This window comes from Bradyrhizobium sp. SZCCHNR2028, assembly GCF_032380995.1.
In the GTDB taxonomy this organism is placed as follows: Bacteria; Pseudomonadota; Alphaproteobacteria; order Rhizobiales; family Xanthobacteraceae; genus Bradyrhizobium.
Genome location: NZ_JAUHJF010000002.1, coordinates 248,900 through 271,565, shown reverse-complemented (window position 1 = coordinate 271,565; position 22,666 = coordinate 248,900). Strand labels below are relative to the sequence as shown.

Below are 22,666 nucleotides of genomic sequence, written 5' to 3'. Positions count from 1 at the left end.
GGACGCCGGGCCGGGGGACCTCCGGTGCGTCTACCGCACGTTTGATCGGCGACTGCGCCCCTCGGCCAAGGCGATCTGCTGATTGAGGAAATCGACGAAGGCGATGCCCTGTGCCGCGAGCGCCTTGGGATAGAGCGAGGCCGCGGTCAGCCCGGGCAGCGTATTGGTCTCCAGATAAACGGGACCATTGGACGAGACGATGAAGTCGGTGCGCGAATAGCCACCGCAGGACAGCGCGCGATGCGCCTTGATCGCCTCCGTCTGCAGCGCGGCCGTCACCTCCGGACTGAAGCGGCCGGGACAGATCTCCTTCGTCGCCGCGGCGAGGTACTTCGCGAAATAGTCGAAGGCGCCGTCTGCGGGGAGGATCTCGATCGGCGGCAGCGCGATCAGCGATCCATCGGCCTGTTCGAGCACGCCGCAGGTTGCCTCCGTCCCGGTGACGAAGGGCTCGATCAGATACTCCTCGGTCGCGGCTGCCGCTTTGACGGCAACGAGGTCCTGGCTGGCGTTGACGAAGATCAGCCCGAAGCTCGATCCGTCCTTCACCGGCTTGGCGATCAGCCTGCCGTAGCGCGCCAGCGCCGCTTCGGCGTCATCGAGCGCGACGCCCTCGGCCGCCGTCACCCCGCCGAGCACGGCGAAGCGCTTCGCCGCGACCTTGTCGAAGGCGAGGTGCGAGGCAGCCGAGCTCGAGCCGGTGAACGGCACGCCGCGAAGCTCGCACATCAGTTGAAGCTCGCCATTCTCCGCCCGGCCACCGTGGAGACCGAGCACCAGAACCCGATCCTCGGCCCTGGCGCGATCGAGAGCCTCGGCGAGCGTCCCGATCCGGGGGCCATCGGCGGTGAACGGCTCCTCGAACGGCTTCGCATGCGCGACCAGCGCCGTGCCGCTCGCCTGATGCACCGTGTCGTCGGCCTCCCAGAACCAGAGGTCAGCCTCGGGCAGCGCGGCATGCAGCGCCTTGGTGCTGGCGACCGAGACGAGGCGCTCCTTGTTGGAGCCGCCGAACAAAATCGTGGTGCGCATCAATGTCTTCTCGGTTGATCTCACAACCGCAGTCGCGATTGCGCTGACGTCACGTGAGCAAGCGGGGCGATCAGCTCGCCTTGACTCCGATCCGCTTGATCTCCCACTGCAGCTCGATGCCCGAACTCGCCTTGACCCGCGCACGCACGGTCTCGCCGAGCGTCTCGATGTCCTCGGCCGTGGCATCGCCGGTGTTGATCAGGAAGTTGCAGTGCATTTCGGAAACCTGGGCGCCGCCGACCTTGAGGCCGCGGCAGCCCGCGGAATCGACCAGCTTCCAGGCGGAATGTCCGGGCGGATTCTTGAAGGTCGAGCCGCCGGTCTTCTCGCGGATCGGCTGCGCCGTCTCACGATGCGCCTGCACCTCGGCCATGCGCGCCCGGATCGCCTCCGGCGCCGACGGCGTGCCGCGGAAGCGCGCTGCCGTGAAGATCAGCGACGGATCGACGCCGCTCGCGCGATAGGTGAACTTCATCTCGGCATTGTTGAAGAGACGGGTCTCCCCGCTGCGGTCGATCGCAATCGCCTCGACCAGGATGTCCTTGGTCTCGCCGCCATTGGCGCCGGCATTCATTCGCAACGCGCCGCCGATCGTGCCGGGGATGCCGAACAGGAATTCGAGGCCGGCGAGATTGGCGGAGGCTGCGACCTCGGCCACGCGCTTATCGAGCGCAGCCGTCCCGGCCGTGACGATGTCGCCTTCCGCCTTGACCTCACCGAACGCGCGCGGCGCCAAGCGGATGACGATGCCGGGCACCCCGCCGTCGCGCACGATGAGGTTGGAACCGACGCCGATGACGGTGACCGGCAGATCGGCTGGAAGCCGCCTCAGGAAATAAGCGAGGTCGTTGGCATCGGCCGGCGTGAACAACACCTGCGCCGGACCGCCGACGCGAAACCATGTGAACGGCGCCAGGGTCTCATTGGCCAGCAGCCGCCCGCGCAGCTCCGGCATGACGGCTTTGAGGTCGGGGGTGATGTCGGGGAAGGTCATGCGGCCGCTCTCGCATCGTGCCCCGACATCGTCAGGGTCGGCACGCACTCTCCGTTCCCTCCCCCCTTGTGGGAGAGGGTCAGGAAGGGGGGTGAGCCCCAGGCGCCGGCGCTCGTGGTACCCCCCTCTCCACCTCTCCTCCACAAGGGGAGAGAGAGCAGAGCGTGCCGTGTGGCAGGGACCCGCTTCGTCAAGCTCACCTGGTCACCCCAGCGCCTTGAGCTCGTTGGGAAGCGCGTAGGCCCATTGCGTGATGTTGCCGGCGCCGAGGCAGACGACGAGATCGCCCGGCTTGGCGAGGCCCTTGACGATGCCGGCGAGGTCCGCGGCCTTCGGCAGCGGCACCACGTCGCGATGGCCGTGGGCGCGCAGGCCGAGCACGAAATGGTCGCGATCGACGCCTTCGATCGGCGCCTCACCAGCCGGATAGACATCGGCGACGACGACTGCGTCGGCGTCGTTGAAGCAGGTGCAGAACTCCTCGAACAGGGACTGCAGGCGGGTGTAGCGATGCGGCTGCACCACGGCGATGATCTTGCCGTTGGTGGATTCGCGCGCCGCCTTCAGCACGGCCGCGATCTCGACCGGGTGATGGCCGTAATCGTCGATCACGGTCACGCCATTCCATTCGCCGGTGCGGGTGAAGCGGCGCTTGACGCCGCCGAAGCCGGCAATCGCCTTGCGGATCGCCTCGTCGGACAGGCCAAGCTCCCGCGCGACCGCGATGGCCGCCGTTGCATTCGAGGCGTTGTGCCGGCCGGGCATCGGCAGCGCGATGTCGGCAATCTCGTGCGTCGCGCCGCTCTTGCGATTGCGGAACACCACCTTGAAGCGAGAGCCGCCGCCCATCGGCGTGAGATCGACGAGGCGCACATCGGCCTGCGGGTTGACGCCGTAGGTGATGATCCGGCGGTCCTCGATCTTGCCGACCAACGTTTGCACCACCGGGTGATCGATGCACATCACGGCAAAGCCGTAGAACGGCACGTTCTCGACGAAGGTGCGGAACGCCTCCTGCACGGCGTCGAAGGTCTTGAAGTGATCGAGATGCTCGGGATCGACATTGGTGACGATGGCGACATCCGCCGGCAGCTTCAGGAAGGTGCCGTCGCTCTCGTCCGCCTCGACCACCATCCACTCGCCGCCGCCGAGCCGCGCATTGGTGCCGTAGGCATTGATGATGCCGCCATTGATGACGGTGGGATCGAGCCCGCCGGCATCAAGCAGCGCCGCAACCATCGAGGTCGTCGTGGTCTTGCCATGGGTCCCGGCGATGGCGACGCAGCTCTTCAGCCGCATCAACTCGGCCAGCATCTCGGCCCGCCGCACCACGGGGATGCGCTGGGCGCGCGCGGCCATCAGCTCCGGATTGTCGCGCTTGATCGCGGTCGAGACGACGACCACATCCGCGCCGGCGACGTTCTCGGCCTTGTGGCCGACGCTGACGGTGATGCCCTTCTCGCGGAGCCGCGCGACATTGGCGTTGTCGGAGGCGTCCGAGCCCTGCACCGTGTAGCCGAGATTGCACAGCACCTCGGCGATGCCGCTCATGCCGATGCCGCCGATCCCGACGAAGTGGATGGGTCCGATCTCGCGCGGCAGTCTCATGGGGCGTCTCGTCTCAAGGGTTCCGGGCGCCCGGCGGAGGGGCGCGACCGCGAATCATCAGCCCTTCTTGCAAGACATGACCGGCCTGGACAAGTCCGCCCCGGCCGTAAACATCGCCAAATTCGCAGGCGCCCGCCCGATTTTGGCCGATTTTGGCAGCTTCGCGGCCGCGATGGGCGAGCAGTTCCCGCCGGGGATGCCCGCTTCACAAATTGTTAAGCACGATCCCACGCAAACCCGTCCCAACGGGATACCTGCAATTTTTGCGCGTTCACCGCGTCAGTTCGCGTGGCATGGGTAGTGCCGCGGCCGGCGTGCCGGTCGCGCATCTTTCAACTCTTGATGGAGAATCCCCGCCGATGTGCTCGCTGTGTGAAACGCACCCTCCCGTATTGTCCCGCCGTCGGCTGCTCGGCGGCGGCGCAGTGCTGGCTGCCGCGGCGCTCGGCGCGCTTCCGGCGTTTGCGAAGGAAGCCAAGCAGACGAGCGACATCGCAACACCCCCCAACGCGATCTCGCCGGACGACGCGATGAAGCGCATCGTCGATGGCAACGCGCGCTACGTCGCCGGCAATCTCGACAACAAGGATTTCTCGGCCGGCCGCGCGGCGCGCGCCGCGGCACAGTACCCGATCGCCGCGATCGTGAGCTGCGCCGATGCACGGGTCGCGCCGGAGCTGGTGTTCGATCAGGGGCCCGGTGAGCTGTTCGTGGTCCGGGTCGCCGGCAATTTCGTCAACGACGACGGTCTCGCCAGCCTCGAATATGGCGTCAAGTTCCTCGGCACGCCTCTCGTGCTGGTGCTTGGTCACAGCGGCTGCGGCGCCATCGATGCCACGATCAAGGTGCTCAAGGACGGCACCAAGCTGCCTGGCCACCTGCCCGCCCTGATCAATGCGCTCAAACCCGGCGTCGAGGCCGCGATCGCGAAGAAGCCGCAGGACCTGCTGGCCGAGGCCACCGCGGAGAACGTGCGCAACAATGTCCGGCGCCTGTCGACCGCCAAGCCGATCGTCGGCCGCATGGTCGCCGAGGGCAAGGTGAAGATCGTCGGCGGCATCTATGACATCGGCTCCGGCCGGGTCACGATGATCTGACGCGTCAAGCTGGCCGCAGCGCGCGATCCGCACGCGCGGCTGCGGCCGCGAGCCAGCACACCTGGTGGCAGAACCAGGCCTCCACGGAAGCCACGAAATCCGGCATCAGCGTCAGATGCCGGCGCCCGTCGCCAAAGCGCAGCAGACCGCGCTCCTCCATTGTCGCCAGCAGATTGCGGATATGGGAGCGCGAGACGCCCAGCGAGGTCGCAAGCTCCGCCGTCGAAATCTCGACGGCCTCGCGCCCAGCGGCGGAACGGGCGACGAGTGTCAGCGCCAGATGGATGCCGCTGTCGTGCTCGTCGGTCCAGGCGAGATCGGGAAATCCCGTCAGGGGCCGGTTGTCGCGGCAGAGCCAGCTCGCACATTGCCGGATCGTCTCCGCGTAGAACGCGGCGTCGTCCTGCAGACGAAGGCTCAGTCCGTAGGCATGCGTCAACCGCGCGTGGCAATCCAGATGCATGGCAAGCCAGCCTCGCAGACCCTCGAGGATGACGGCGCCTGGCACCAGATAGCGGATGCGGGCGTCCCCGGGATCTCGCTCGACGGTCACCAGCGACAGACCGCGCAAAAGCGCGACGAACGCCGCCGTCTGCCGCGGACCCGGCAGCCGCATCTGCAGGCGCGTCAGGGTCGGCCGCTCGGCCGATTTGCGCGCCGACACGTGCATCATCACGATGTGCGCAGCAATTTCCGTCGGGGCGCGCTGACCGAACAGCTTGATCATCAGGCGCTGACCGCGCAGGGGCGCAATCAGCTGATCGCAAAATCCGACGAACACGGGCACGAAGGACGGATGGCGTCGCAAACGCATCGGATGATCATCCGCCGCGATGGCGCCCTGGTCAGCGCTCCGGTTCGTCATCGCATCACCGCGCACTCGATCAACTAGAGCGCCGCCGTCCTGATCACGAGGTCGGCCAGCCGCTCGGCGGCATCGAGCCGCCCGGCCGCGCGCGCAGCCTGGGCCATCGCTGCGAGACGCGTGGGCTCGGCGGCGAGCGCCGAGATCTCGGAGGCCAGCCTGTCGGAGGTGAATTCGCTCTGCACGATCCGGATCGCGGCGTTCGCGTCCGAGAGCACGCCGGCATTGGCAAACTGGTCCTGGTCGATGGCGCCCGGCAGCGGCACCAGGATCGAAGGACGGCCGATCGCGGCGAGCTCGGCGACGGTACCGGCGCCGGAACGCGAGATCACGAGGTGATCGGCAGCAAGCCGCGCCGGCAGGTCGGTGAAGAAGGGTTGCAGGTCGGCATTGATCTTGAGCCGGTCATAGACCGCGCGCACCCGCGCCATGTCCTCCTGCCGCACCTGCTGGGTCAGCACCAGTCGGTCCCAGAGGGCCGGCTCCAGCCGCTCGATCGCGCCGGGCACGATGTCGCTCATGATGCGCGCGCCCTGGCTGCCGCCGACGACGAGCAGCCGCAACGGGCCCGAAGTCTCCGGCGCCACATAGGGCATGGCCGCCGCTTCGAGGATGGCGGGACGCATCGGCGTGCCGACCGTGGTGGTCTTCGCCGAAAGCGCCGGATCGCGGTCGAGCACGCCAGGCAGCGACGTCGCGATCGCCTTCACATGCGCGGACAGGAAACGGTTGGCGCGGCCGAGCACGGCGTTGGCGTCGTGGATCAGGCTGGGCACGCCGGCGAGCCGCGCCGCCAGCAGCGGCGGCACGGTCGGATAGCCGCCGAAGCCGATCACGGCCGCGGGCTTGAGCCGCCGCATCAGGTTGAAGGCCGCGATGGTGCCGCTGCCGAGCAGCAGCGCGGTGCGCGCCAGCGCCAACGGCGAACGGCTGCGCACGGTCTCGCTCGGCACCACGTCGATCATGTCCGGGGTGAACAGGCCGCTGTATCGCAGCGCGCGCTCATCGGTGACGAGACGGACGCGATAGCCGCGCCTGATCAGCTCGACACCGAGCGCTTCAGCAGGAAACAGATGGCCGCCGGTGCCGCCGGCCGCGAGCAGAATGAGAGGCGCGGTTGAGGTCATGCGCTTGTTTACAGGCAATGTGCGGTCATTGCGAGCCAGGCAGCCTAGGCGTAATTGCGCAGCGCGCCGGCTGCGTCGCCGGCCTCGACCTCCATCCGCGGCCGCTGTCGGGTCAGCGCCAGCATCATGCCGACGCCATAGGCCAGCGACACGATCGAGGAGCCACCGTAGGAGATGAAGGGCAAGGTCATGCCCTTGGCCGGGATCAGCTGCAGGTTGACTGAGATGTTGATGGCCGCCTGGATGCCGAACAGGATCGCCAGACCCGAGGCCGCGAAGCGCGCAAAGCCGTCCTCGGTCGCATAGGCGCGCGACAGCGTGCGGATCACGATGAAGGCGAACAGCGCGACCAGCGCCAGGCACAGGATGATGCCGAACTCCTCGGCGGCGACCGCGAACACGAAATCGGTGTGGCTGTCCGGCAGGCTGCGCTTGGCGATGCCCTCGCCCGGCCCCAGCCCGAACCAGCCGCCGTTGGAGAACGCCTCCATCGCGGTGTCGACCTGGAAGGTGTCGCCCGATGCCGGGTTCATGAAGCGCTTGATGCGGCCGGCGACGTGCGGGACCAGCAGATAGGCGCCGAACAGACCAGCGGCCGCGGCGCCGGCGAGGCCCGCGACCCAGATCATGCGCATGCCGGCGATGAAGAACAGCGAGCCCCAGACCATCAGGATCAGCATGGTCTGGCCGAAATCCGGCTCCATCACCAGGAGCGACACCAGCATCAGCAGCAGCACCAGCGCCATCGTGGTCGCCGGCATGTCGGGCCGCCGCGCCGATTCCGAGAACAGCCAGGCGGAAACCACGACGAAGGCCGGCTTCGCGGCCTCGGACGCCTGGATGTTGACACCGATCAGCGTGATCCAGCGCCGCGAGCCCTTCACCTCCGGCCCGATCGCGAGCGTCAGCACGATCAGCACGATGGCGACCGCGAACACCACCAGCGCACTGCGCCGGATCTGGCGCGGCGACAGGAACGACACGCCGATTAGCACGATGAAGGACGGCAGCAGGAACAGGACGTGGCGGTTGAAGAAGTGAAACGGATCGAGCCCGATCCGGGTCGCGACCGGAGGGCTGGCCGCCAGCGACAGGATCACCCCGCACAGCATCAAGGCGAGGATGGCGCCGAGCAGCGGGCGGTCCACCGTCCACCACCAGTCGGACAGCGGATTGCGTTCTTCACGGGAGAGCATCGGGCGTCCACCTGAGGCCTTAAGGAATCAGACCATTGGCGCCCAGGATGGTTATTGAAGGGTTAAGGATTCCTCCGCTGTCGCCCCGGACAAGCCGTGACGCGCCAGCGCGTCGCGGCGCCGATCCGGGACCCATACGCCGCGGCCATCGTGAACGGACAAAATGCCAACGACCCGCGTGCCTCAAACCGCTTCATGAGGGTATGGGTCCCGGCGTTCGCCGGGACGACACCGGTGTGTGCTGCTGCAGATGCGCGTCGTATCGTTCAAGCGTCCGGCCTGCTGAGCAAACACCGTCATCCTCCGCGCAGAGGAGAATCCAACACACCGTACCGTCGCGATGAAGCTACGCCACCGGCTTCACGCCCGGCAGAGCCTGCACCAGCTCGCGGAACCGCGTGCCGCGGATCTCGAAGTTGCGGAATTGGTCGAACGAAGCGCAGGCCGGCGACAGCAGGACCACGGCCTCCTTCAGGCCAGAGGCTTCAGCGTCTGCAGCCGCCTGCGCCACCGCGATCTCCAGCGTGCCGGACATCTCGTGCGCCACCTTGTCACCGAGCGTGCCGGCGAACTCCATAGCCGCCTCGCCGATCAGATAGGCCTTGCGGATGCGCGGGAAGAAGCCCGCGAGGCTGGTGATGCCGCCGGCCTTCGGCTTGCCGCCGGCGATCCAGAAGATGTCGGCGAAGGACGACAGCGCATGCGCGGTCGCATCCGCATTGGTGCCCTTGGAGTCGTTGACGAACAGCACGTTGGCTCGGCGGCCGACCTGCTCCATGCGATGCGCCAGGCCGGGAAAGCTGCGCAGCCCCTGCTGCAGGACGTCCTCCTTGACACCGAGCGCGAGCGCAGTCGCCGCCGCGCAGGCCGCATTCTGCGCATTGTGCTGGCCGCGCAGCGAGCCGATGCCACCGAGCCGCACAACCTCGCTGCGCGCCCCGCCAGCGCTGCGCAGGATGGTCTCGTGCTCGACATACAGCCCGTCAGCCAGCGGATTTTTGACCGAGATGCGCACGACGCGCTTGCCGGCCTGGTCGAGCCGGTCGGCGATCGCGCGCGAAAAACCGTCGTCGACGCCGACAATCGCGGTGCCTTGCGGCTTCACGCCGGCGACAAGGCGCTCCTTCACGGCCGCGTAGTTCTCGATCGTGCCGTGACGGTCGAGATGGTCCTCGCTGACGTTGATGAGGATGCCGACGCTCGGATCGAGCGAGGGCGTCAGGTCGATCTGGTAGGATGACATCTCGATGACGTGGACGCGGCCCATGCGCGGCGGCTCCAGCGACAGGATCGCGGTGCCGATATTGCCGCCCATCTGGGTGTCGTAGCCGGCAACCCGCATCAGATGCGCGATCAGCGCGGTCGTGGTCGACTTGCCGTTGGTGCCGGTGATGGCGACGAACGGCGCATCCGGCGCGTGCCGCCTGCGCTCGCGACAGAACAGCTCGATGTCGCCGATCACCTCGACGCCGGCCTCGCGTGCCCTGAGCACGCTCCAATGCGGCACGGGATGGGTCAGCGGCACGCCCGGCGCCAGCACCAGCGCGGCGAAGTTCGCCCAGGAGACGGTGCGCAGATCGGCGGTGATGAAACCCGCCTTCGCCGCTTCCGTCATCCGATCGGCGCCGTCGTCGGCCGCGATCACTTCGGCGCCGCCGGCCCGCAGGGCATGACACGAAGCCAGCCCCGAGCCGCCGAGTCCGAACACGGCGACGGTCTTGCCGGCGAATGAGGTGACGGGGATCATGGGAAGAACTCCGTCGTTCCGGACACCGCGCAGCGCTGATCCGCAATCTCGGGGTTCCGGGTTCGCGCTGCGCGCGCCCCGGAATGACAATCCATGGCATACGGACCCATCAGCGCAGCTTCAGCGTCGAGAGACCGACCAGCGCCAGCATCACCGAGATGATCCAGAACCGGATCACGATCTGCGGCTCGGTCCAGCCGAGCTGCTCGAAATGATGGTGGATCGGCGCCATCCTGAAGATGCGCTTGCCGGTCAGCTTGAACGACGCGACCTGCACGATCACCGACACGGCTTCCAGCACGAACAGGCCGCCGATCACCGCCAGCACGATCTCGTGCTTCACGGCGACCGCGATCGAGCCGAGCATCCCGCCAAGTGCCAATGAGCCGGTGTCACCCATGAAGATCGAGGCCGGCGGGGCGTTGAACCAGAGGAAGCCGAGCCCGGCGCCGAGCACCGCGCCGCACAGCACGGCAAGCTCGCCGGTGCCCGCGACATAATGGATCTGCAGATAGTCGGAGAACACGGCATTGCCGACGAGGTAGGCGATCAGACCGAAGCTCGCCGAGGCAATCATCACCGGCACGATCGCAAGGCCGTCGAGGCCATCGGTCAGGTTGACGGCATTGCCTGCGCCGACGATGACGAAGGCGCCAAAGATGACATAGAGCCAGCCGAACTTGAAGACGAGGTCCTTGAAGAAGGGAATCGCCAGCCCTGTCGAGGATGGATCGCGGCCGAGGCGAACCAGCGCATAACAGGCGACCAGCGCGATTGCAGCCTCGATCAGCAACCTGAGGCGGCCAGCGAAGCCCGAATGCGACTGCTTGGTGACCTTCAGATAGTCGTCATAGAAGCCGACGAAGCCGAAGCCGAGCGTGACCGCGAGCACGATCCAGACATAGGGATTGAGCGGATTGGCCCACAGCACGGTGGAGACGACGAGTCCCGAGAGGATCATCAGCCCGCCCATCGTGGGCGTGCCCTTCTTGCTGATGATATGCGATTGCGGGCCGTCGGTGCGGATCGGCTGGCCTTTGCCTTGACGCAGCCTGAGATGATCAATGATCCAGGGGCCGAACAGGAACACGAACAGCGCGCCGGTGACGACGGCGCCGCCGGTCCGGAAGGTGATGTAACGGAACACGTTCAAGAGCCCGCGAAACACCGAAAGGCTCGGAAACGTATTCGTCAGCTCGATCAACCAGTAGAACATCCAACCCGCCTATGCCGCCTCACCGAGACTAAGCCACGCCAACACGGTTGCTCGTGCGCGAATCCGGTCCAGTCTCTTTTAACCATGAACGGGGCCGGGTGCGAATCGTAGCCCGACGGGAACGATCCGTCCGGCATGACCGCTTCGGCCACCAGTGGAAAACTATCCTTCTGCCGCGCCGCGATATCGCCCGATTTCAACCGACGCCCTGCAACGCCGCGGCGAGCTTCGACACGAACTTGTTGACCCAGAAGATCTTCTTGCTGCCCTTGATGACGACGACGTCGCCCGGCGCGAGCAGCGCCGCGACCCGACCGGGATCCAACGTCACCGGATCCTCGTGCCAGCCGAGCCGCTTCGCTTGCGGCAGGCTGTCGAACAGGTGACGCATCAGCGGACCGACGCAATAGACACCGTCGACCCCGGCGAGATGAGCGACCATCCCCTGATGATAGGCCGGCGCCTCGTCGCCGAGCTCCAGCATGTCGCCGATGATGGCAATGCGCCGCCCCCGCACCGGCCGCGCCTGCAGGCTGTCGAGCGCCGCCGCCATGCTGGCCGGATTGCCGTTGAAGCTGTCGTCGATCAGAACGATGTCGCCGATGGTCTGCTCGACGCCGCGGCCCGTCATGATGCCGACCTGGCCGAGCGTCGGCGCGAGCAGCGCCGGATCGAGCCCGGCCGCCGCGATGGAGGCGAGCGCCGCCAGCGCATTGTGCAGGCGATGCGGCGCCCCCGGCGTCACCGTGAAGGCGACGCGGCGACCGGCGATGTCTGCCGACACATCCCAGCTGTCGCCGCGCGAGGTGTGCGCGAGCTCGCGCACGTCAGCGCCGCCACCGAAGCGGGTCACTTTGCCCGCCCATTCTGGCGCAGCGAGATCGGCCGGCAGCACGAGAACGCCGTCAGCCGGCAGCCCGCACGCGATCGAGACTTTCTCTTTCCTGATCGCTTCCAGGCTGCCGAGCTTCTCCAGGTGCACCGGCTGCACGTTGACGACGAGAGCCACCGTCGGCTGCGACAGCTCCGTCAGCCGCGCGATCTCGCCTTTTTGATTCATGCCCATCTCGACGACCCAGACCGAAGCGCCCGGATCGGCATTGCACAGCGTCAGCGGCACGCCCCAGAAATTGTTGAAGCTCGACGGGCTGGCTGACGCTCCGGGATAGGCGGCGATGAACTCCTTGGTCGAGGTCTTGCCGGCGCTGCCGGTGAGCCCGATCACCGGGCCATGAAAGCGCGCCCTTGCAGCGCGCGCGAGCGTCCACAATCCATCGATCAGCGTGTCCTGCACCACGAGCTGCGGCACGGTGATGCCGTCGATCCTGTGCGGCACGATCATCGCGACGGCGCCGGCCGCTTCGGCGTTGGCCGCAAACTCCCAGCCGTCGCGGCTGGAGGCGAAGCTCGACACGAAGCCACCGCTCGGCGTGCCGCTCAGCGCAACGAACAGGCTGCCGGGCTTCACGGCACGGCTGTCCTGCGTCACGAAATCGATCGGGCTCTCCGGATAGTCACCGGCGAGGCCGAGCGCGCGCGCCGCCTCCGCCACGGTCCACAGCGCCTTCGTCATGGTGTCCTCGATGCCAACGCGTCCGCGACCGCTTCGTGATCGCTGAAATGCAGAACATTGCTGCCGATGATCTGTCCGGTCTCGTGGCCCTTGCCGGCGATCACGAGCGCATCGCCGGGCTGCAGCTCGCCAATCGCGACCTCGATCGCCTCCGCCCGATCGCCGATCTCGCGCGCACCGGGTGCGGCGGCGAGGATCGCGGCGCGGATCGCAGCCGGATCCTCGCTGCGCGGGTTGTCGTCGGTGACGATGACGCTGTCGGCCCCTTCAGCGGCGATCGCGCCCATCAAAGGGCGCTTGCCGGTGTCACGGTCGCCGCCGGCGCCGAACACGACGACGAGTTTTCGCGCAGCATAGGGCCGCAGCGCGTGCAGCGCCTTGGCAAGCGCGTCCGGCTTGTGCGCGTAGTCGATGAAGATGGGTGCACCATTGTGCTCGCCGACCAGCTCGAGCCGGCCCCTGGCGCCCTCGAGCTGCTCGAGAGATTCGAACACGGCTTGCGGATCGCTGCCGGTGCCGATCGCAAGGCCCGCCGCGACCAGCGCATTCTCGATCTGAAACGCGCCGACCAGCGGCAGGCGGACCGCATGCATGCGGCCGCAATGCTGGATCTGGAGCTGCTGAGCAAAGCCGTCGATTGCAGTGGCCACCAGCCGGATGCCCTCTCCAGCGCCGTCCCCATGCGTTCCCACCGTCATCAGGCGAAGACCGCGTGTCTGCGCGGCGGCGATGACCTCCGGCGAGCACTCATGATCGGCCGAGATCACGGCAGGGCCGCCCGGCGGCACGAGATCGCGGAACAGCCTCAGCTTGGCGTTGAGGTAGTGAGTGATGTCCGGATGATAGTCCATGTGGTCGCGCGACAGGTTCGTGAACCCGCCGGCCGAGACCCTGACACCATCGAGCCTGAATTGATCGAGCCCATGCGACGAGGCCTCGAACGCCAGATGGGTGACGCCATCCTGCGTGATCTCGTCGATCTGCCGATGCAGTGCGATCGGATCCGGCGTCGTCAGCGAGCCGTAGACGGTGCGTTTGTCCGACACCAGCCCGACGGTGCCGATGCTGGCCGAACTGTGGCCGAGGCGCTGCCATATCTGGCGCGTGAAGGCGGCGACCGACGTCTTGCCGCTGGTGCCGGTGACGGCGGCAATGGTCGCCGGCTGGCGCGGATAGAACCGAGATGAAGCGAGCGCGAGCGCCCGCCGAGGGTTTGGCAGCGCGATGAATGGCACGGCCAGCTCCGTTCCAGGGCCCGCCGCGCCGGCCACGGCGACCGCGCCGGCCGAGATCGCCGCCGCGATGAAGCGGGTGCCATCGGTCTTGGTGCCGGACAGAGCAAAAAACAGGTCGCCGGGCCGCACGGCGCGGCTGTCCACCGCGAGGCCGGAGATCTCGACAGCGGCGATGCGGGCGTCGAGCGTCGCCTGATCGCCCAGGAGGTCCTGAAGTTTCATCCTGGTTCCGTGCCAGTCCTGGCCCCGCCCCGGGCGGCGGCAGCTCCAAAGCCCGCGATTCGACGACGGCTTACTGTGTCAGCCGCGATGCTGCAAGAATTTGGCGGTCGGACGGCGGCAGGTCGAAGCGGGGCTCGATTCCCAGCAGCGGCCCGATCCGGGAGATCACGGCACCAGCCGTCGGCGCGGCATTCCAGCCGGAGGTGATGAAGCCATAGGTTTCCTTCAATGACTGCGGCTCGTCCAGCATGATCAGGAGCTGGTATTTTGGCTTGTCTGCCGGGATCACGGCGGTGAAGAGGGTCAGCACCTTCTTCTTGGCGTAGCGGCCGTTGATGACCTTCTCGGCGGTGCCGGTCTTGCCGCCGATGTAATAGCCCTTCACGTCGGCCTTGCGCGCGGTGCCGACCTCGGCGTTCAGACGCATCAGGTAGCGCATCTTCTCCGAGGTCTCCGGCTTGATCACGCGCTTGGCGACCTGCATCGCCTCTGCCTCGGTGCGCTTCATGAAAGTCGGCGGGATCAGATAGCCACCATTGACCAGCGCGCTGACACCCATCACGCCCTGCAGCGGCGCCACCGCCATGCCGTGACCGAACGCGATCGTGACCGTGTTCAACTCGGCCCAGCGCTTGGGCAGGATCGGCGAGGCGCTCTCCGGCAACTCGGTGCGCAACCGGTCGAACTGGCCCATCTTGCGCAGGAACGCCTTGTGCGCGTCCACGCCCTGCGCCAACGCGATCCTGGCAGCACCGACGTTGGACGAGAAGTAGAACACTTCCCGCATGTTGAGGAAGCGGCCCTTTGGTTCGTCGTCGTGAATCGTAAACTTGCCGTAGTGCAGCGGTCCGCGCGCATCCCACAGCGAGTTGAGATCATACTTGCCGCTGTCGAGCGCCATCGCCAGGGTGAAGGCCTTGAAGGTCGAACCCATTTCGTACACGCCCGTGGTCAGGCGGTTGATCCGATCGGGATCGTGCGCTTCCTTCGGGTTGTTCGGATCAAAATCCGGCAGCGAGACCATGGCGATGATCTCGCCGGTCCTGACATTGACGACGAGACCGGAAGCCGCCTTGGCCTTGAACTTGTCCTTGGCCTTGAGCAGCTCATCGCGCAGCGCGTGCTCGACGCGCAGATCGACCGAGAGCTCGATCGGGCGCTGCAGGCGATCGGTGGCGAAGCCGGCGCGATGGAGGTCGGCGAGGCCCTGATTGTCGAGCCACTTCTCCATACCGGCGATGCCCTGGTTGTCGATGTTCACCAGGCCGATCAGATGGGCGACCTCGTTGCCGGTCGGATAGACGCGCTTGTTCTCGCGCAGGAAGCCGATGCCCGGCAGGCCGAGGCGATGAATGTCCTGCTGCTGCTTCGGTGTCATCTCGCGCTTCAACCAGACGAACCCCTTGCGCGACAGCAGTCGGTCGCGGACCTCGCCCGTATCGAGATCCGGCAAGGTCGCCGTCAGAAGCTCGATCGCCTCGTCCTTGTCGATGAGGCGGCGCGGCTCGGCGAACAGGCTCGGCGTCTTCACGTCGGTGGCGAGTACGGCGCCATGACGGTCGACGATGTCCGGCCGCGCGGTGGCGATGGCGTCCTGCTGCGCGGCACGCCGCGCGCTCGGACCATCCGAGCCGATCGCGAACATCACGAGGCGGCCGCCGATGATCGCGTAGACCGCGGCAAAGGCGACGATCGCGAGGCCGACGCGCACGCGCGCCTTGGCAGTGCGATCGACATCGCGCCCATACAGCAGCGTGCGCACCAGTCGCTGCCGCCAGGGCTCCTGCGGCTTGACGTGAGGCCGAGGCTGATCGCTCATTGCTGATCCTCCGGGCGACGCACCGATCCGGTCACGGGGGGTTCTTCGTTGATCGCGTCGATCGCATCGATCATCGATCCGATCGGATCCGGATTGTCCGGTCGCGCAAATCGCGGCGGCCGCTCCGGCAGATTCTTCAGGCTGTCGTATTGTGTGGCGTTGAGCGGCTTCAGCGGCAGATGCCGTTCGACCAGCCCTTGCAGCCGCAGCGGCGCGTCGAGCTTGGCCCATTCCGCGCGCAACACTGCGATGGCCTCGCGCTGCTCGCGGATCTCAGCGCGCAATTGCAGCACGCGCTCGACCCGTGCCGTCGAGTCCATCTTGATGCGATAGACATAGGCCGCCGCGAAGATCAGCGAGCAGATCACGACGAGGTGCAGGAGGCGCATCGGTCACCCTCCTCGCAGGACATCGGCCAGGCGCGGCCAGGGGGACGAGGATGCCGAGGCGTGCGCCGGCGCGGCCGTGCGTTCGGCGCCGCGCAGCTTGGCGGACCGTGCCCGGGGATTGGCTTCGGTCTCGGCCTCCGCGGCCACCACCGGCTTGCGGTTGAGCAGTTGGAAGCTCGGTACCTCCTGGGCCACCTCGGGCCGATGGCGGGAGCCGCCGCCAGTCCTGCTGCGCTCGGCCAGGAACGTCTTGACGATGCGGTCCTCGAGCGAATGGAACGAGACGACCGCGAGGCGGCCGCCCGGCGCCAGCACGCGCTCCGCTGCCGCCAGCGCCTGTTCGAGCTCGTCCAGCTCCTCGTTGACGAGAATGCGCAACGCCTGGAACGTGCGCGTCGCCGGATGGATGTCGCCAGGCTTCGATCTCACCACGCGCGCGACGATGTCGGCGAGCTGCCGCGTCATCGTGATCGGCTGCTCCTTGCGCGCGGCGACGATGGCCCGCGCCACGGCGCGGGAGTGCCGCTCCTCGCCAAAGATGTAGATGACGTCGGCCAGATCGCGCTCGGCAGCGTGCGCAACGACATCGGCAGCCGTCGGCCCCGTGCCGCCCATCCGCATGTCGAGCGGGCCGTCGAACCTGAACGAGAAGCCGCGCGCGGCGGAGTCGAGCTGCATCGAGGATACGCCGACGTCCATCACGACGCCGTCGACATGTGTGAGGTCTTGCGATGCACAGATGTCGGCCAATGCCGAGAAACGGTTCTCGACCAGTGTCAGGCGGCCGCCCGCTTCGATGAGGAGACTCGCGCCGCCGGCGATTGCGGTGCTGTCGCGATCGATCCCGATCACCCGTGTTCCCGCCGTCGCCAGGATCAGGCGTGTATAGCCACCCGCGCCAAAGGTCGCGTCGACATAGGTTCCGCCGGCGCGCGGCGCCAGCATCTCGACCGCTTCGGGGCCGAGCACCGGGACGTGTCGCTGGTCAGCCGTGCTCACGCGGCCGCTCCGCAAGCGCGCCGTTGCTTCAGACTGACTTTGTTCGGCAGCGAGCCCATCGCGCCTTCGATCCTCGCGCCCGTCAATTCGCCAAGCCATCTCCCGGGACGGTCGGTCATCCGTCGAGCCGTCCCGACATCAGCGGCACGATCCGGCCTTGTCGAGACCCTCGATCCGACAGCGATCGCGCGGCGCCGGAGCGCCCCGGAACCGCTTTCGATCGTGATCTGCTGTGCAGGACCTTGCATCGTGGCGGCTTGCCGTCCCGAAAGCCGGCTTGGCTCTTCACCACTCAGTAACGGCGTTTAGCGTTAACAAACAGTTGACGGTCTGTGGCGGATGTTGGGCACTTGGACCGCGAGGCGGAGCTGCCCGGTAGACCGTTCGTCCTGCACGCCGTCGCGCCGTTCGGCGGACTGGCAATCGCCGTACAACGGTCCGCTCAATAGCGAGGGCTCGCATGCGATTTCGATTGCGGCTGGGACATGTAAAAGAGTAGTGCCTGCCCATATTCGGTTTGAGCCATCGCCGCCGCCGTCCGCTTCGAGTCGTTCATGCCAAATCCATCCGACAAGCCGGAATCGAAGCGTCCCCGTGCGCTGCCGATCCCCAAGGGCGTTTCCGACCTGCCGGTCTTCACGCCGGACTCGTCGATCGCCTCCGACGTGATCCCGTCGGCCAATTTCGGCGAGCGCAAGGGTGGGCGCCAGCCGGACATGATCATTCTTCATTACACCGGAATGCCGGATGTCGAAGGGGCGATCACCAAGCTTTGCACCGCCGGCAGCGAGGTGTCCGCCCATTACGTCGTGCTTGAGGACGGACGCATCGTCCAGTGCGTACCGGAGGCCTTCCGCGCTTGGCACGCGGGTCTCTCGTCCTGGGGCGGCGACGAGGACATCAATTCCTGCTCGATCGGTGTCGAGATCGTCAATCGCGGCCACGATTGGGGCTATCCGGATTTCCCACCGCGGCAAATCGCGGCGGTCATCGCGCTGTGCCGAGGCATCATGCTTCGCCGCAATGTGCCGGCGCATCGCGTGCTCGGGCATTCCGACGTGGCGCCCGCGCGCAAGAAGGATCCCGGCGAGAAATTCCCGTGGCATTCGCTGGCGAATTCGGGCGTGGGCCACTGGGTGCAGCCGGCGGCGATCACCAAGGGCGAGACGTTGAAGCTCGGCAGCATCGGCGATGACGTCAAGGGCTTGCAGAAGGCGCTCGCCAAATACGGCTATGGCGTGCCGATCACGGGCAAATTCGACGGCATCACCATGGATGTCGTCACCGCGTTCCAACGGCACTTCCGCCCCGAAAAGATCGACGGCATCGCCGACCGCTCGACCTTGTGGACGTTGCATGCGCTGCTGACGAGCCTGCCGGCCGAGGATCAGGCGCCGCGCGTCTGACACGTCAGGCCTCAGCGTCGAGCTCACCGAGCCGCCGTGCATACAGACGCTTGAGCGGCGCGAGCTGCGTGGCTGCGCTCGCCTCGCGGTAGGCGGCGCGCGCCTCGTCGCGCCGACCGAGCCGCCGCAGGAGGTCCGCCCGCACCGCCGGTAGAAGATCGTACTGCTTCAATCCGCCGCGCGCGGCCAGCGCATCGACCAGCGCCAGCGCCCGCGCCGGGCCATCGACCATCGACACGGCGGCTGCATGATTGAGCTCGATCACGGGCGATGGCGCGATCCGCAGCAGAACCTCGTAGAGCCCCACGATCTGCCGCCAATCCGTTTCAGCGTAGCTGGAGGCCTGAGCATGAAGCGCGGCAATCGCCGCCTGGACCGTATAGGGCTGCGGCAGCCCCTTCATGCCCAGGGCCTGTTCGACCAGCCCCAGCCCTTCGGCGATCTGCTCGCGATTCCACAGCGCGCGGTCCTGCTCCTCCAGCAGGACGATGTCGCCCGCCGCATTGGTACGGCCGGCGCGCCGCGCATCGTGCAGCAGCATCAACGCGAGCAGGCCCTTGATGTCGCGCGCCTCCGGCATCAAGCCAAGCAGCAGGCGACCCAGCCGGATCGCCTCACGCGCGAGATCCTCGCGAATCAGCTCGGTGCCTGAGGTCGCGAGATAGCCCTCCGTGAACACCAGATAGATCACGGTCAGGACGCCGCGCAGTCGCTCCTCGAGCGCGTCGCGTCCCGGCACCTCATAGGGAATGCCCGCGAGGCGGATCTTCTGCTTGGCGCGCACGAGGCGCTGCGCCATCGCCTCCTCGCCGGCGACAAAGGCGCGGGCGACCTCGGCGGTGGTGAGGCCGCAGACCGTGCGCAGCGTCAGCGCCACCTGGACCTCCGGCGCGAACGACGGATGGCAGCAGGTGAAGATCAGCCGCAGCATGTCATCGTCGAGATCGGACGGCGCGTCGGCGTCGTCGTTGGCGGCGTCACGCTCGATCGCATGAACGATCTCCGCCTCCTTGTCGCGAAAATTGCTCCGCCGCCGGATCCGGTCGATCGCCTTGTTGCGGGCGACGTTGACCAGCCACGCCCGCGGGTTGGCGGGGGCGTCGGACCCCCGCCATTTGAGCAGCGCCGCAGCGAACGCATCCTGCAGCACGTCCTCAGCCAGATCGAAGTCACCGACGAGCCGGATCAAGGTCGCGAGTGCGCGGCCGGCCTCATCACGGAACACCCTGTCGATCGCATCAGGCGTCATCGGTGACCTTCTCGGCAGCGAGCCGCACCGGTCTCAATGATTGTATTGCCAGACCGGCCGCACCTCGATCGAGCCGAAACGGGCGCCGGGAATACGTGCGGCAATCCCGATCGCCTCGTCGAGATTCTTGGCCTCGATCATGTAGTAGCCGCCTAGCTGCTCTCGGGTCTCGGCGAACGGACCGTCCGTGGTGAGGATCTTGCCGTCGCGCACCCGCACGGTCGTCGACGTCGAGGTCGGCTGCAGCCGGTCACCGCCCTTGTAATTGCCGCTCGAGATGATCGATTGGGTGAACGTCTGGTACTCCGCCAGCATCTTGCCTTCAGCCTCCTTCTCGATCTTCGCATATTCGGCCTCATTCAGGTAGATCATCAACAGATACTGCATCGGACTTGCTCCTCTCTTCGGCTGGATCGCCGACATCCAGTCGAACGGCGTCGACACGGAACGACACGCGAAGGATAATATTTTCCGCCGGCATGGCGATGGCTTGACGTGCTGGTCGAGAAGCCCCATTCAAGCTGCATCAGTCGGCCGGACGGCCGCTCCGGCAGGTGCCGAAAGGCCGCCGGGGAGGAAAGTCCGGGCTCCATCGACATGCGGTGCCGGATAACGTCCGGCGGGGGCGACCCCAGGGATAGTGCCACAGAGAACGAACCGCTTCCTCCCGCGAGGGAGGCAGTAAGGGTGAAAAGGTGCGGTAAGAGCGCACCGCGGGGCCGGCAACGGAACCGGCATGGTAAACCCCACCGGGAGCAAAACCGAATAGGGATGGCCACGCGGAGACAATCGCCAAGGCAGATGATGCCAAGGCGATGACGTCCGCGGGAGCGATGTCAGGCTCGCCGTCCGGGTAGGTTGCCCGAGGTCGCGCGCAAGCGCGATCCCAGAGGAATGGCCGTCACGTATCGTCATGCGCAAGCATCACGGTGCCCTACAGAACCCGGCTTACAGGCCGGCTGATATGTTCATGAGGGGCTCGGCGCCGACAGCGCCGGGCCCCTCACCATTTTTGTTAACCAGCCGCCGAGAGCTGGCCGAACTCGGTGGCCTGGCGCTCGAACAGGCTGCGGTAGAGCCCGCCGGGTCTGCCGACCAGCGCGGCGTGGCTGCCCTGCTCGACGATGCGGCCGCGATCGAACACCAGGATGCGGTCGAGACTGCGCACGGTCGCCAGACGATGCGCGATCACGATCGCGGTCCTGCCCTTCATCAGCCGCTCCATCGCCTCCTGGATCAGCGCCTCCGATTCCGAATCGAGGCTGGAGGTCGCCTCGTCCAGGATCAGCACGCGCGCGTCCGCCAGGAACGCCCGCGCCAGCGCCACCCGCTGCCGCTCGCCGCCCGACAGCTTGACGCCGCGCTCGCCCACCAGCGTGCCGTAGCCCTTGGGCAGCCGCGTGATGAACTCATGAGCGTTGGCGAGCCGCGCCGCCTGCTCGATCTCGGCCTGACCAGCGCCGGGCCGGCCATAGGCGATGTTCTCCGCGAGCGAGCGGTGAAACAGGATCGGCTCCTGCTGCACGATCGCGATCTGGCTGCGCAGCGAGTCCTGCTTGGCGTGCGCGATGTCCTGGCCGTCGATCAGGATGTGGCCGCCGCTGACGTCGTAGAGCCGCTGCACCAGCTTGACGAACGTCGTCTTGCCGGAGCCCGAGCGCCCGACCAGCCCGATCCGCTCGCCCGACCGGATGTCCACCGACAGCCTGTCGTAGAGGGAGCTGCGATGGCCGCCATAGTGGAACGTCACCGCATCGAACACGATGTGCCCACCGGTCACCGCGATCGGCTTCGCGTCCGCCGCATCGACGATGCCGATCGGCTCGCCATGGATCGCCACCAGCTCGTCCATGTCGTTGACCGCCCGCTGCAGGTTGTTGATGTGCATGCCGACGTCGCGCAGATAGGCATGGATCACATAATAGCTGGTGAGCACATAAGTGACGTCGCCTGGCGAGGCCTTGCCCACCATCCACAGCAGCACGGCGCCGCCGATCACCGACGAGCGCAGGCACAGCAGCACGCCGAGCTGCACCGCAGCCGTGGTGTTGTAGCGCAGCCACGTGCGATTGACCCGCCGGGACCAGCGGCTGACGACGCGCATCAGCCGACCGTCCTCACGCGCCTCGGCGCCGAACGACTTCACCACCGCGTTGCAGCTCAACGCGTCCGCCAGCGTGCCGCCGACCTTGGTGTCCCAGGCATTGGAGATGCGCGCCGCGGGCGCGATGTAGCGGGTCGAGAACGCGACGGTCATCGCGACATAGAGCACTGCGCCGATCGCGATCACGCCGCCCAGAGCGCCCCAGTGCAGCCCGAGCAGCACCATCGAGCCCAGCAGCACCGACAGCGACGGCAGCAGCGCCAGCAGGATGGTGTCGTTGTAGAGGTCGAGCGCCCACATGCCCCGGGTGATCTTGCGCACGGTCGAGCCGGCGAAGCTGTTGGCGTGCCAGTCGGTCGAGAAGCGTTGCACGCGCACGAAGGCGTCGCGCGCGACATCGGACATGATGCGCAACGTGAACGGCACGATCAGTTGCAGGCCCGACAATCGCAGCACGATCGAGGCGAAGCCGAGGCCTACGATGGCGGCGAACGCCACCAGCGCGCTGTGCCGTGCATCGGCATTGCCTGGGCCCAGAGTGAGCGCATCGACCAGCCGGCCGGAGAACAGCGGCATGAACAGATCGGCAGCGGTGGCGCCCAACAGCGCGCACGCAATGCCGAGGGCCATGCGCGGCTGCTTCAGCCAGTGGCGGGTCACGAACGGGATCACGACGCGGATCGCGGCGGGACGCTTGTCGGCCTTCAGGCCGGAGACGTCGACGGTCATGGCATCATCCGGCCGCGCTCGTCGCGCCAGGCCGGCTCCAAATAGTGCAGACGCGACGC

Annotated in this window: 20 protein-coding genes and 1 other RNA gene; 5 read left to right on the top strand and 16 right to left on the bottom strand. The window is 67.1% G+C overall.

Features of this window, described 5'->3' with window-relative positions; translation table 11 throughout:
- Window positions 1-30 precede the first annotated feature (30 nt).
- From QX121_RS04395 to murC, 3 genes are all read right to left on the bottom strand, one after another.
- Window positions 31-1,032 (bottom strand): D-alanine--D-alanine ligase, encoded by a 1,002-nt coding sequence (locus QX121_RS04395; protein ID WP_315811273.1) that lies wholly within the window; start codon window positions 1,030-1,032, stop codon window positions 31-33.
- Window positions 1,033-1,102: 70 nt separating this feature from the next.
- The gene (gene murB / locus QX121_RS04390) at window positions 1,103-2,026 is read right to left on the bottom strand and encodes a UDP-N-acetylmuramate dehydrogenase (RefSeq protein WP_315811272.1); all 924 of its coding nucleotides are present in this window, start codon (window positions 2,024-2,026) and stop codon (window positions 1,103-1,105) included.
- A gap of 204 nt (window positions 2,027-2,230) precedes the next feature.
- Window positions 2,231-3,634 carry a UDP-N-acetylmuramate--L-alanine ligase gene (murC, locus tag QX121_RS04385; protein ID WP_315778781.1) on the bottom strand — a complete coding sequence of 468 codons (1,404 nt, stop codon included), beginning with the start codon at window positions 3,632-3,634 and terminating at the stop codon, window positions 2,231-2,233.
- Window positions 3,635-3,701: 67 nt separating this feature from the next.
- Between murC and QX121_RS04380 the strand changes: the two genes are divergently transcribed.
- Both QX121_RS04380 and QX121_RS04375 read left to right on the top strand, forming a co-directional pair.
- A complete protein-coding gene (locus QX121_RS04380; protein ID WP_315811271.1) occupies window positions 3,702-3,935 on the top strand; it encodes a hypothetical protein in 234 nt (77 codons plus the stop codon).
- Window positions 3,936-3,993: 58 nt separating this feature from the next.
- Complete coding sequence (locus QX121_RS04375) at window positions 3,994-4,731, top strand: carbonic anhydrase (protein WP_315771395.1); 738 nt, start codon at window positions 3,994-3,996, stop codon at window positions 4,729-4,731.
- Between the two features lie 4 nt (window positions 4,732-4,735).
- On the opposite strand, the gene QX121_RS04370 is transcribed toward QX121_RS04375, so the two are convergent.
- Complete coding sequence (locus QX121_RS04370) at window positions 4,736-5,401, bottom strand: helix-turn-helix domain-containing protein (protein WP_315811416.1); 666 nt, start codon at window positions 5,399-5,401, stop codon at window positions 4,736-4,738.
- On the opposite strand from QX121_RS04370, the gene QX121_RS04365 reads away from it, so the two are divergent.
- The gene (locus QX121_RS04365; RefSeq protein ID WP_315778783.1) at window positions 5,396-5,623 is read left to right on the top strand and encodes a hypothetical protein; all 228 of its coding nucleotides are present in this window, start codon (window positions 5,396-5,398) and stop codon (window positions 5,621-5,623) included. The genes QX121_RS04370 and QX121_RS04365 overlap by 6 nt on opposite strands.
- Here QX121_RS04365 and murG read toward each other — a convergent pair.
- The 9 genes from murG to rsmH all read right to left on the bottom strand — a co-directional run bounded on the left by murG (window position 5,620) and on the right by rsmH (window position 17,119).
- Window positions 5,620-6,723 (bottom strand): undecaprenyldiphospho-muramoylpentapeptide beta-N-acetylglucosaminyltransferase, encoded by a 1,104-nt coding sequence (murG, locus tag QX121_RS04360; protein ID WP_315811270.1) that lies wholly within the window; start codon window positions 6,721-6,723, stop codon window positions 5,620-5,622. The two genes, QX121_RS04365 and murG, sit on opposite strands and share 4 nt — an antisense overlap.
- 44 nt (window positions 6,724-6,767) lie before the next feature.
- Window positions 6,768-7,919, bottom strand: a complete 1,152-nt coding sequence (gene ftsW, locus QX121_RS04355; protein WP_315811269.1) for a putative lipid II flippase FtsW — start codon at window positions 7,917-7,919, stop codon at window positions 6,768-6,770.
- A 346-nt stretch (window positions 7,920-8,265) separates the two neighbouring features.
- Window positions 8,266-9,666: a UDP-N-acetylmuramoyl-L-alanine--D-glutamate ligase gene (murD, locus tag QX121_RS04350; protein ID WP_315811268.1), complete on the bottom strand. Its 1,401-nt coding sequence runs from the start codon at window positions 9,664-9,666 to the stop codon at window positions 8,266-8,268.
- Between the two features lie 109 nt (window positions 9,667-9,775).
- Window positions 9,776-10,882 carry a phospho-N-acetylmuramoyl-pentapeptide-transferase gene (gene mraY / locus QX121_RS04345; protein ID WP_315736774.1) on the bottom strand — a complete coding sequence of 369 codons (1,107 nt, stop codon included), beginning with the start codon at window positions 10,880-10,882 and terminating at the stop codon, window positions 9,776-9,778.
- A gap of 196 nt (window positions 10,883-11,078) precedes the next feature.
- On the bottom strand, window positions 11,079-12,455 hold the full coding sequence (murF, locus tag QX121_RS04340) for a UDP-N-acetylmuramoyl-tripeptide--D-alanyl-D-alanine ligase (RefSeq protein WP_315811267.1): 1,377 nt from the start codon (window positions 12,453-12,455) through the stop codon (window positions 11,079-11,081).
- Window positions 12,452-13,912: a UDP-N-acetylmuramoyl-L-alanyl-D-glutamate--2,6-diaminopimelate ligase gene (locus QX121_RS04335; RefSeq protein ID WP_315771385.1), complete on the bottom strand. Its 1,461-nt coding sequence runs from the start codon at window positions 13,910-13,912 to the stop codon at window positions 12,452-12,454. Before QX121_RS04335 ends, murF begins: the two co-directional genes overlap by 4 nt.
- A gap of 70 nt (window positions 13,913-13,982) precedes the next feature.
- Complete coding sequence (locus tag QX121_RS04330) at window positions 13,983-15,731, bottom strand: penicillin-binding protein 2 (protein ID WP_315811266.1); 1,749 nt, start codon at window positions 15,729-15,731, stop codon at window positions 13,983-13,985.
- Window positions 15,728-16,120, bottom strand: a complete 393-nt coding sequence (locus QX121_RS04325) for a hypothetical protein (RefSeq protein ID WP_315713444.1) — start codon at window positions 16,118-16,120, stop codon at window positions 15,728-15,730. The genes QX121_RS04330 and QX121_RS04325 overlap by 4 nt, the downstream gene beginning before the upstream one ends.
- A 3-nt stretch (window positions 16,121-16,123) precedes the next feature.
- The gene (gene rsmH, locus QX121_RS04320; protein WP_315811265.1) at window positions 16,124-17,119 is read right to left on the bottom strand and encodes a 16S rRNA (cytosine(1402)-N(4))-methyltransferase RsmH; all 996 of its coding nucleotides are present in this window, start codon (window positions 17,117-17,119) and stop codon (window positions 16,124-16,126) included.
- A gap of 554 nt (window positions 17,120-17,673) precedes the next feature.
- Here rsmH and QX121_RS04315 point away from each other — a divergent pair.
- Window positions 17,674-18,525: an N-acetylmuramoyl-L-alanine amidase gene (locus QX121_RS04315; protein ID WP_315736768.1), complete on the top strand. Its 852-nt coding sequence runs from the start codon at window positions 17,674-17,676 to the stop codon at window positions 18,523-18,525.
- A gap of 4 nt (window positions 18,526-18,529) precedes the next feature.
- Here QX121_RS04315 and QX121_RS04310 read toward each other — a convergent pair whose 3' ends face one another.
- Together QX121_RS04310 and QX121_RS04305 are read right to left on the bottom strand one after the other, a co-directional pair.
- Window positions 18,530-19,774, bottom strand: coding sequence for an RNA polymerase sigma factor (locus QX121_RS04310; protein ID WP_315811264.1), 1,245 nt, complete (start codon window positions 19,772-19,774; stop codon window positions 18,530-18,532).
- 33 nt (window positions 19,775-19,807) lie between these two features.
- Entirely contained in the window at window positions 19,808-20,161 is a 354-nt protein-coding gene (locus QX121_RS04305) for a YciI family protein (RefSeq protein WP_315736765.1), read from the bottom strand.
- 139 nt (window positions 20,162-20,300) lie between these two features.
- On the opposite strand from QX121_RS04305, the gene rnpB reads away from it, so the two are divergent.
- Window positions 20,301-20,741, top strand: an RNA gene (rnpB, locus tag QX121_RS04300) — RNase P RNA component class A.
- A 48-nt stretch (window positions 20,742-20,789) separates the two neighbouring features.
- Here rnpB and QX121_RS04295 read toward each other — a convergent pair.
- On the bottom strand, window positions 20,790-22,607 hold the full coding sequence (locus tag QX121_RS04295; protein WP_315811263.1) for an ABC transporter ATP-binding protein: 1,818 nt from the start codon (window positions 22,605-22,607) through the stop codon (window positions 20,790-20,792).
- Window positions 22,608-22,666 lie beyond the last annotated feature (59 nt).

Excerpts from the sequence above, each read along its gene's own strand:
- QX121_RS04395 (WP_315811273.1), bottom strand. The coding sequence starts at position 1,032 with ATGCGCACCACGATTTTGTTCGGCGGCTCCAACAAGGAGCGCCTCGTC.
- murB (WP_315811272.1), bottom strand. The coding sequence starts at position 2,026 with ATGACCTTCCCCGACATCACCCCCGACCTCAAAGCCGTCATGCCGGAG.
- murC (WP_315778781.1), bottom strand. The coding sequence starts at position 3,634 with ATGAGACTGCCGCGCGAGATCGGACCCATCCACTTCGTCGGGATCGGC.
- QX121_RS04375 (WP_315771395.1), top strand. The coding sequence starts at position 3,994 with ATGTGCTCGCTGTGTGAAACGCACCCTCCCGTATTGTCCCGCCGTCGG.
- QX121_RS04370 (WP_315811416.1), bottom strand. The coding sequence starts at position 5,401 with ATGCACGTGTCGGCGCGCAAATCGGCCGAGCGGCCGACCCTGACGCGC.
- murG (WP_315811270.1), bottom strand. The coding sequence starts at position 6,723 with ATGACCTCAACCGCGCCTCTCATTCTGCTCGCGGCCGGCGGCACCGGC.
- ftsW (WP_315811269.1), bottom strand. The coding sequence starts at position 7,919 with ATGCTCTCCCGTGAAGAACGCAATCCGCTGTCCGACTGGTGGTGGACG.
- murD (WP_315811268.1), bottom strand. The coding sequence starts at position 9,666 with ATGATCCCCGTCACCTCATTCGCCGGCAAGACCGTCGCCGTGTTCGGA.
- mraY (WP_315736774.1), bottom strand. The coding sequence starts at position 10,882 with ATGTTCTACTGGTTGATCGAGCTGACGAATACGTTTCCGAGCCTTTCG.
- murF (WP_315811267.1), bottom strand. The coding sequence starts at position 12,455 with ATGACGAAGGCGCTGTGGACCGTGGCGGAGGCGGCGCGCGCGCTCGGC.
- QX121_RS04335 (WP_315771385.1), bottom strand. The coding sequence starts at position 13,912 with ATGAAACTTCAGGACCTCCTGGGCGATCAGGCGACGCTCGACGCCCGC.
- QX121_RS04330 (WP_315811266.1), bottom strand. The coding sequence starts at position 15,731 with ATGAGCGATCAGCCTCGGCCTCACGTCAAGCCGCAGGAGCCCTGGCGG.
- QX121_RS04325 (WP_315713444.1), bottom strand. The coding sequence starts at position 16,120 with ATGCGCCTCCTGCACCTCGTCGTGATCTGCTCGCTGATCTTCGCGGCG.
- QX121_RS04315 (WP_315736768.1), top strand. The coding sequence starts at position 17,674 with ATGCCAAATCCATCCGACAAGCCGGAATCGAAGCGTCCCCGTGCGCTG.
- QX121_RS04310 (WP_315811264.1), bottom strand. The coding sequence starts at position 19,774 with ATGACGCCTGATGCGATCGACAGGGTGTTCCGTGATGAGGCCGGCCGC.
- QX121_RS04305 (WP_315736765.1), bottom strand. The coding sequence starts at position 20,161 with ATGCAGTATCTGTTGATGATCTACCTGAATGAGGCCGAATATGCGAAG.
- QX121_RS04295 (WP_315811263.1), bottom strand. The coding sequence starts at position 22,607 with ATGACCGTCGACGTCTCCGGCCTGAAGGCCGACAAGCGTCCCGCCGCG.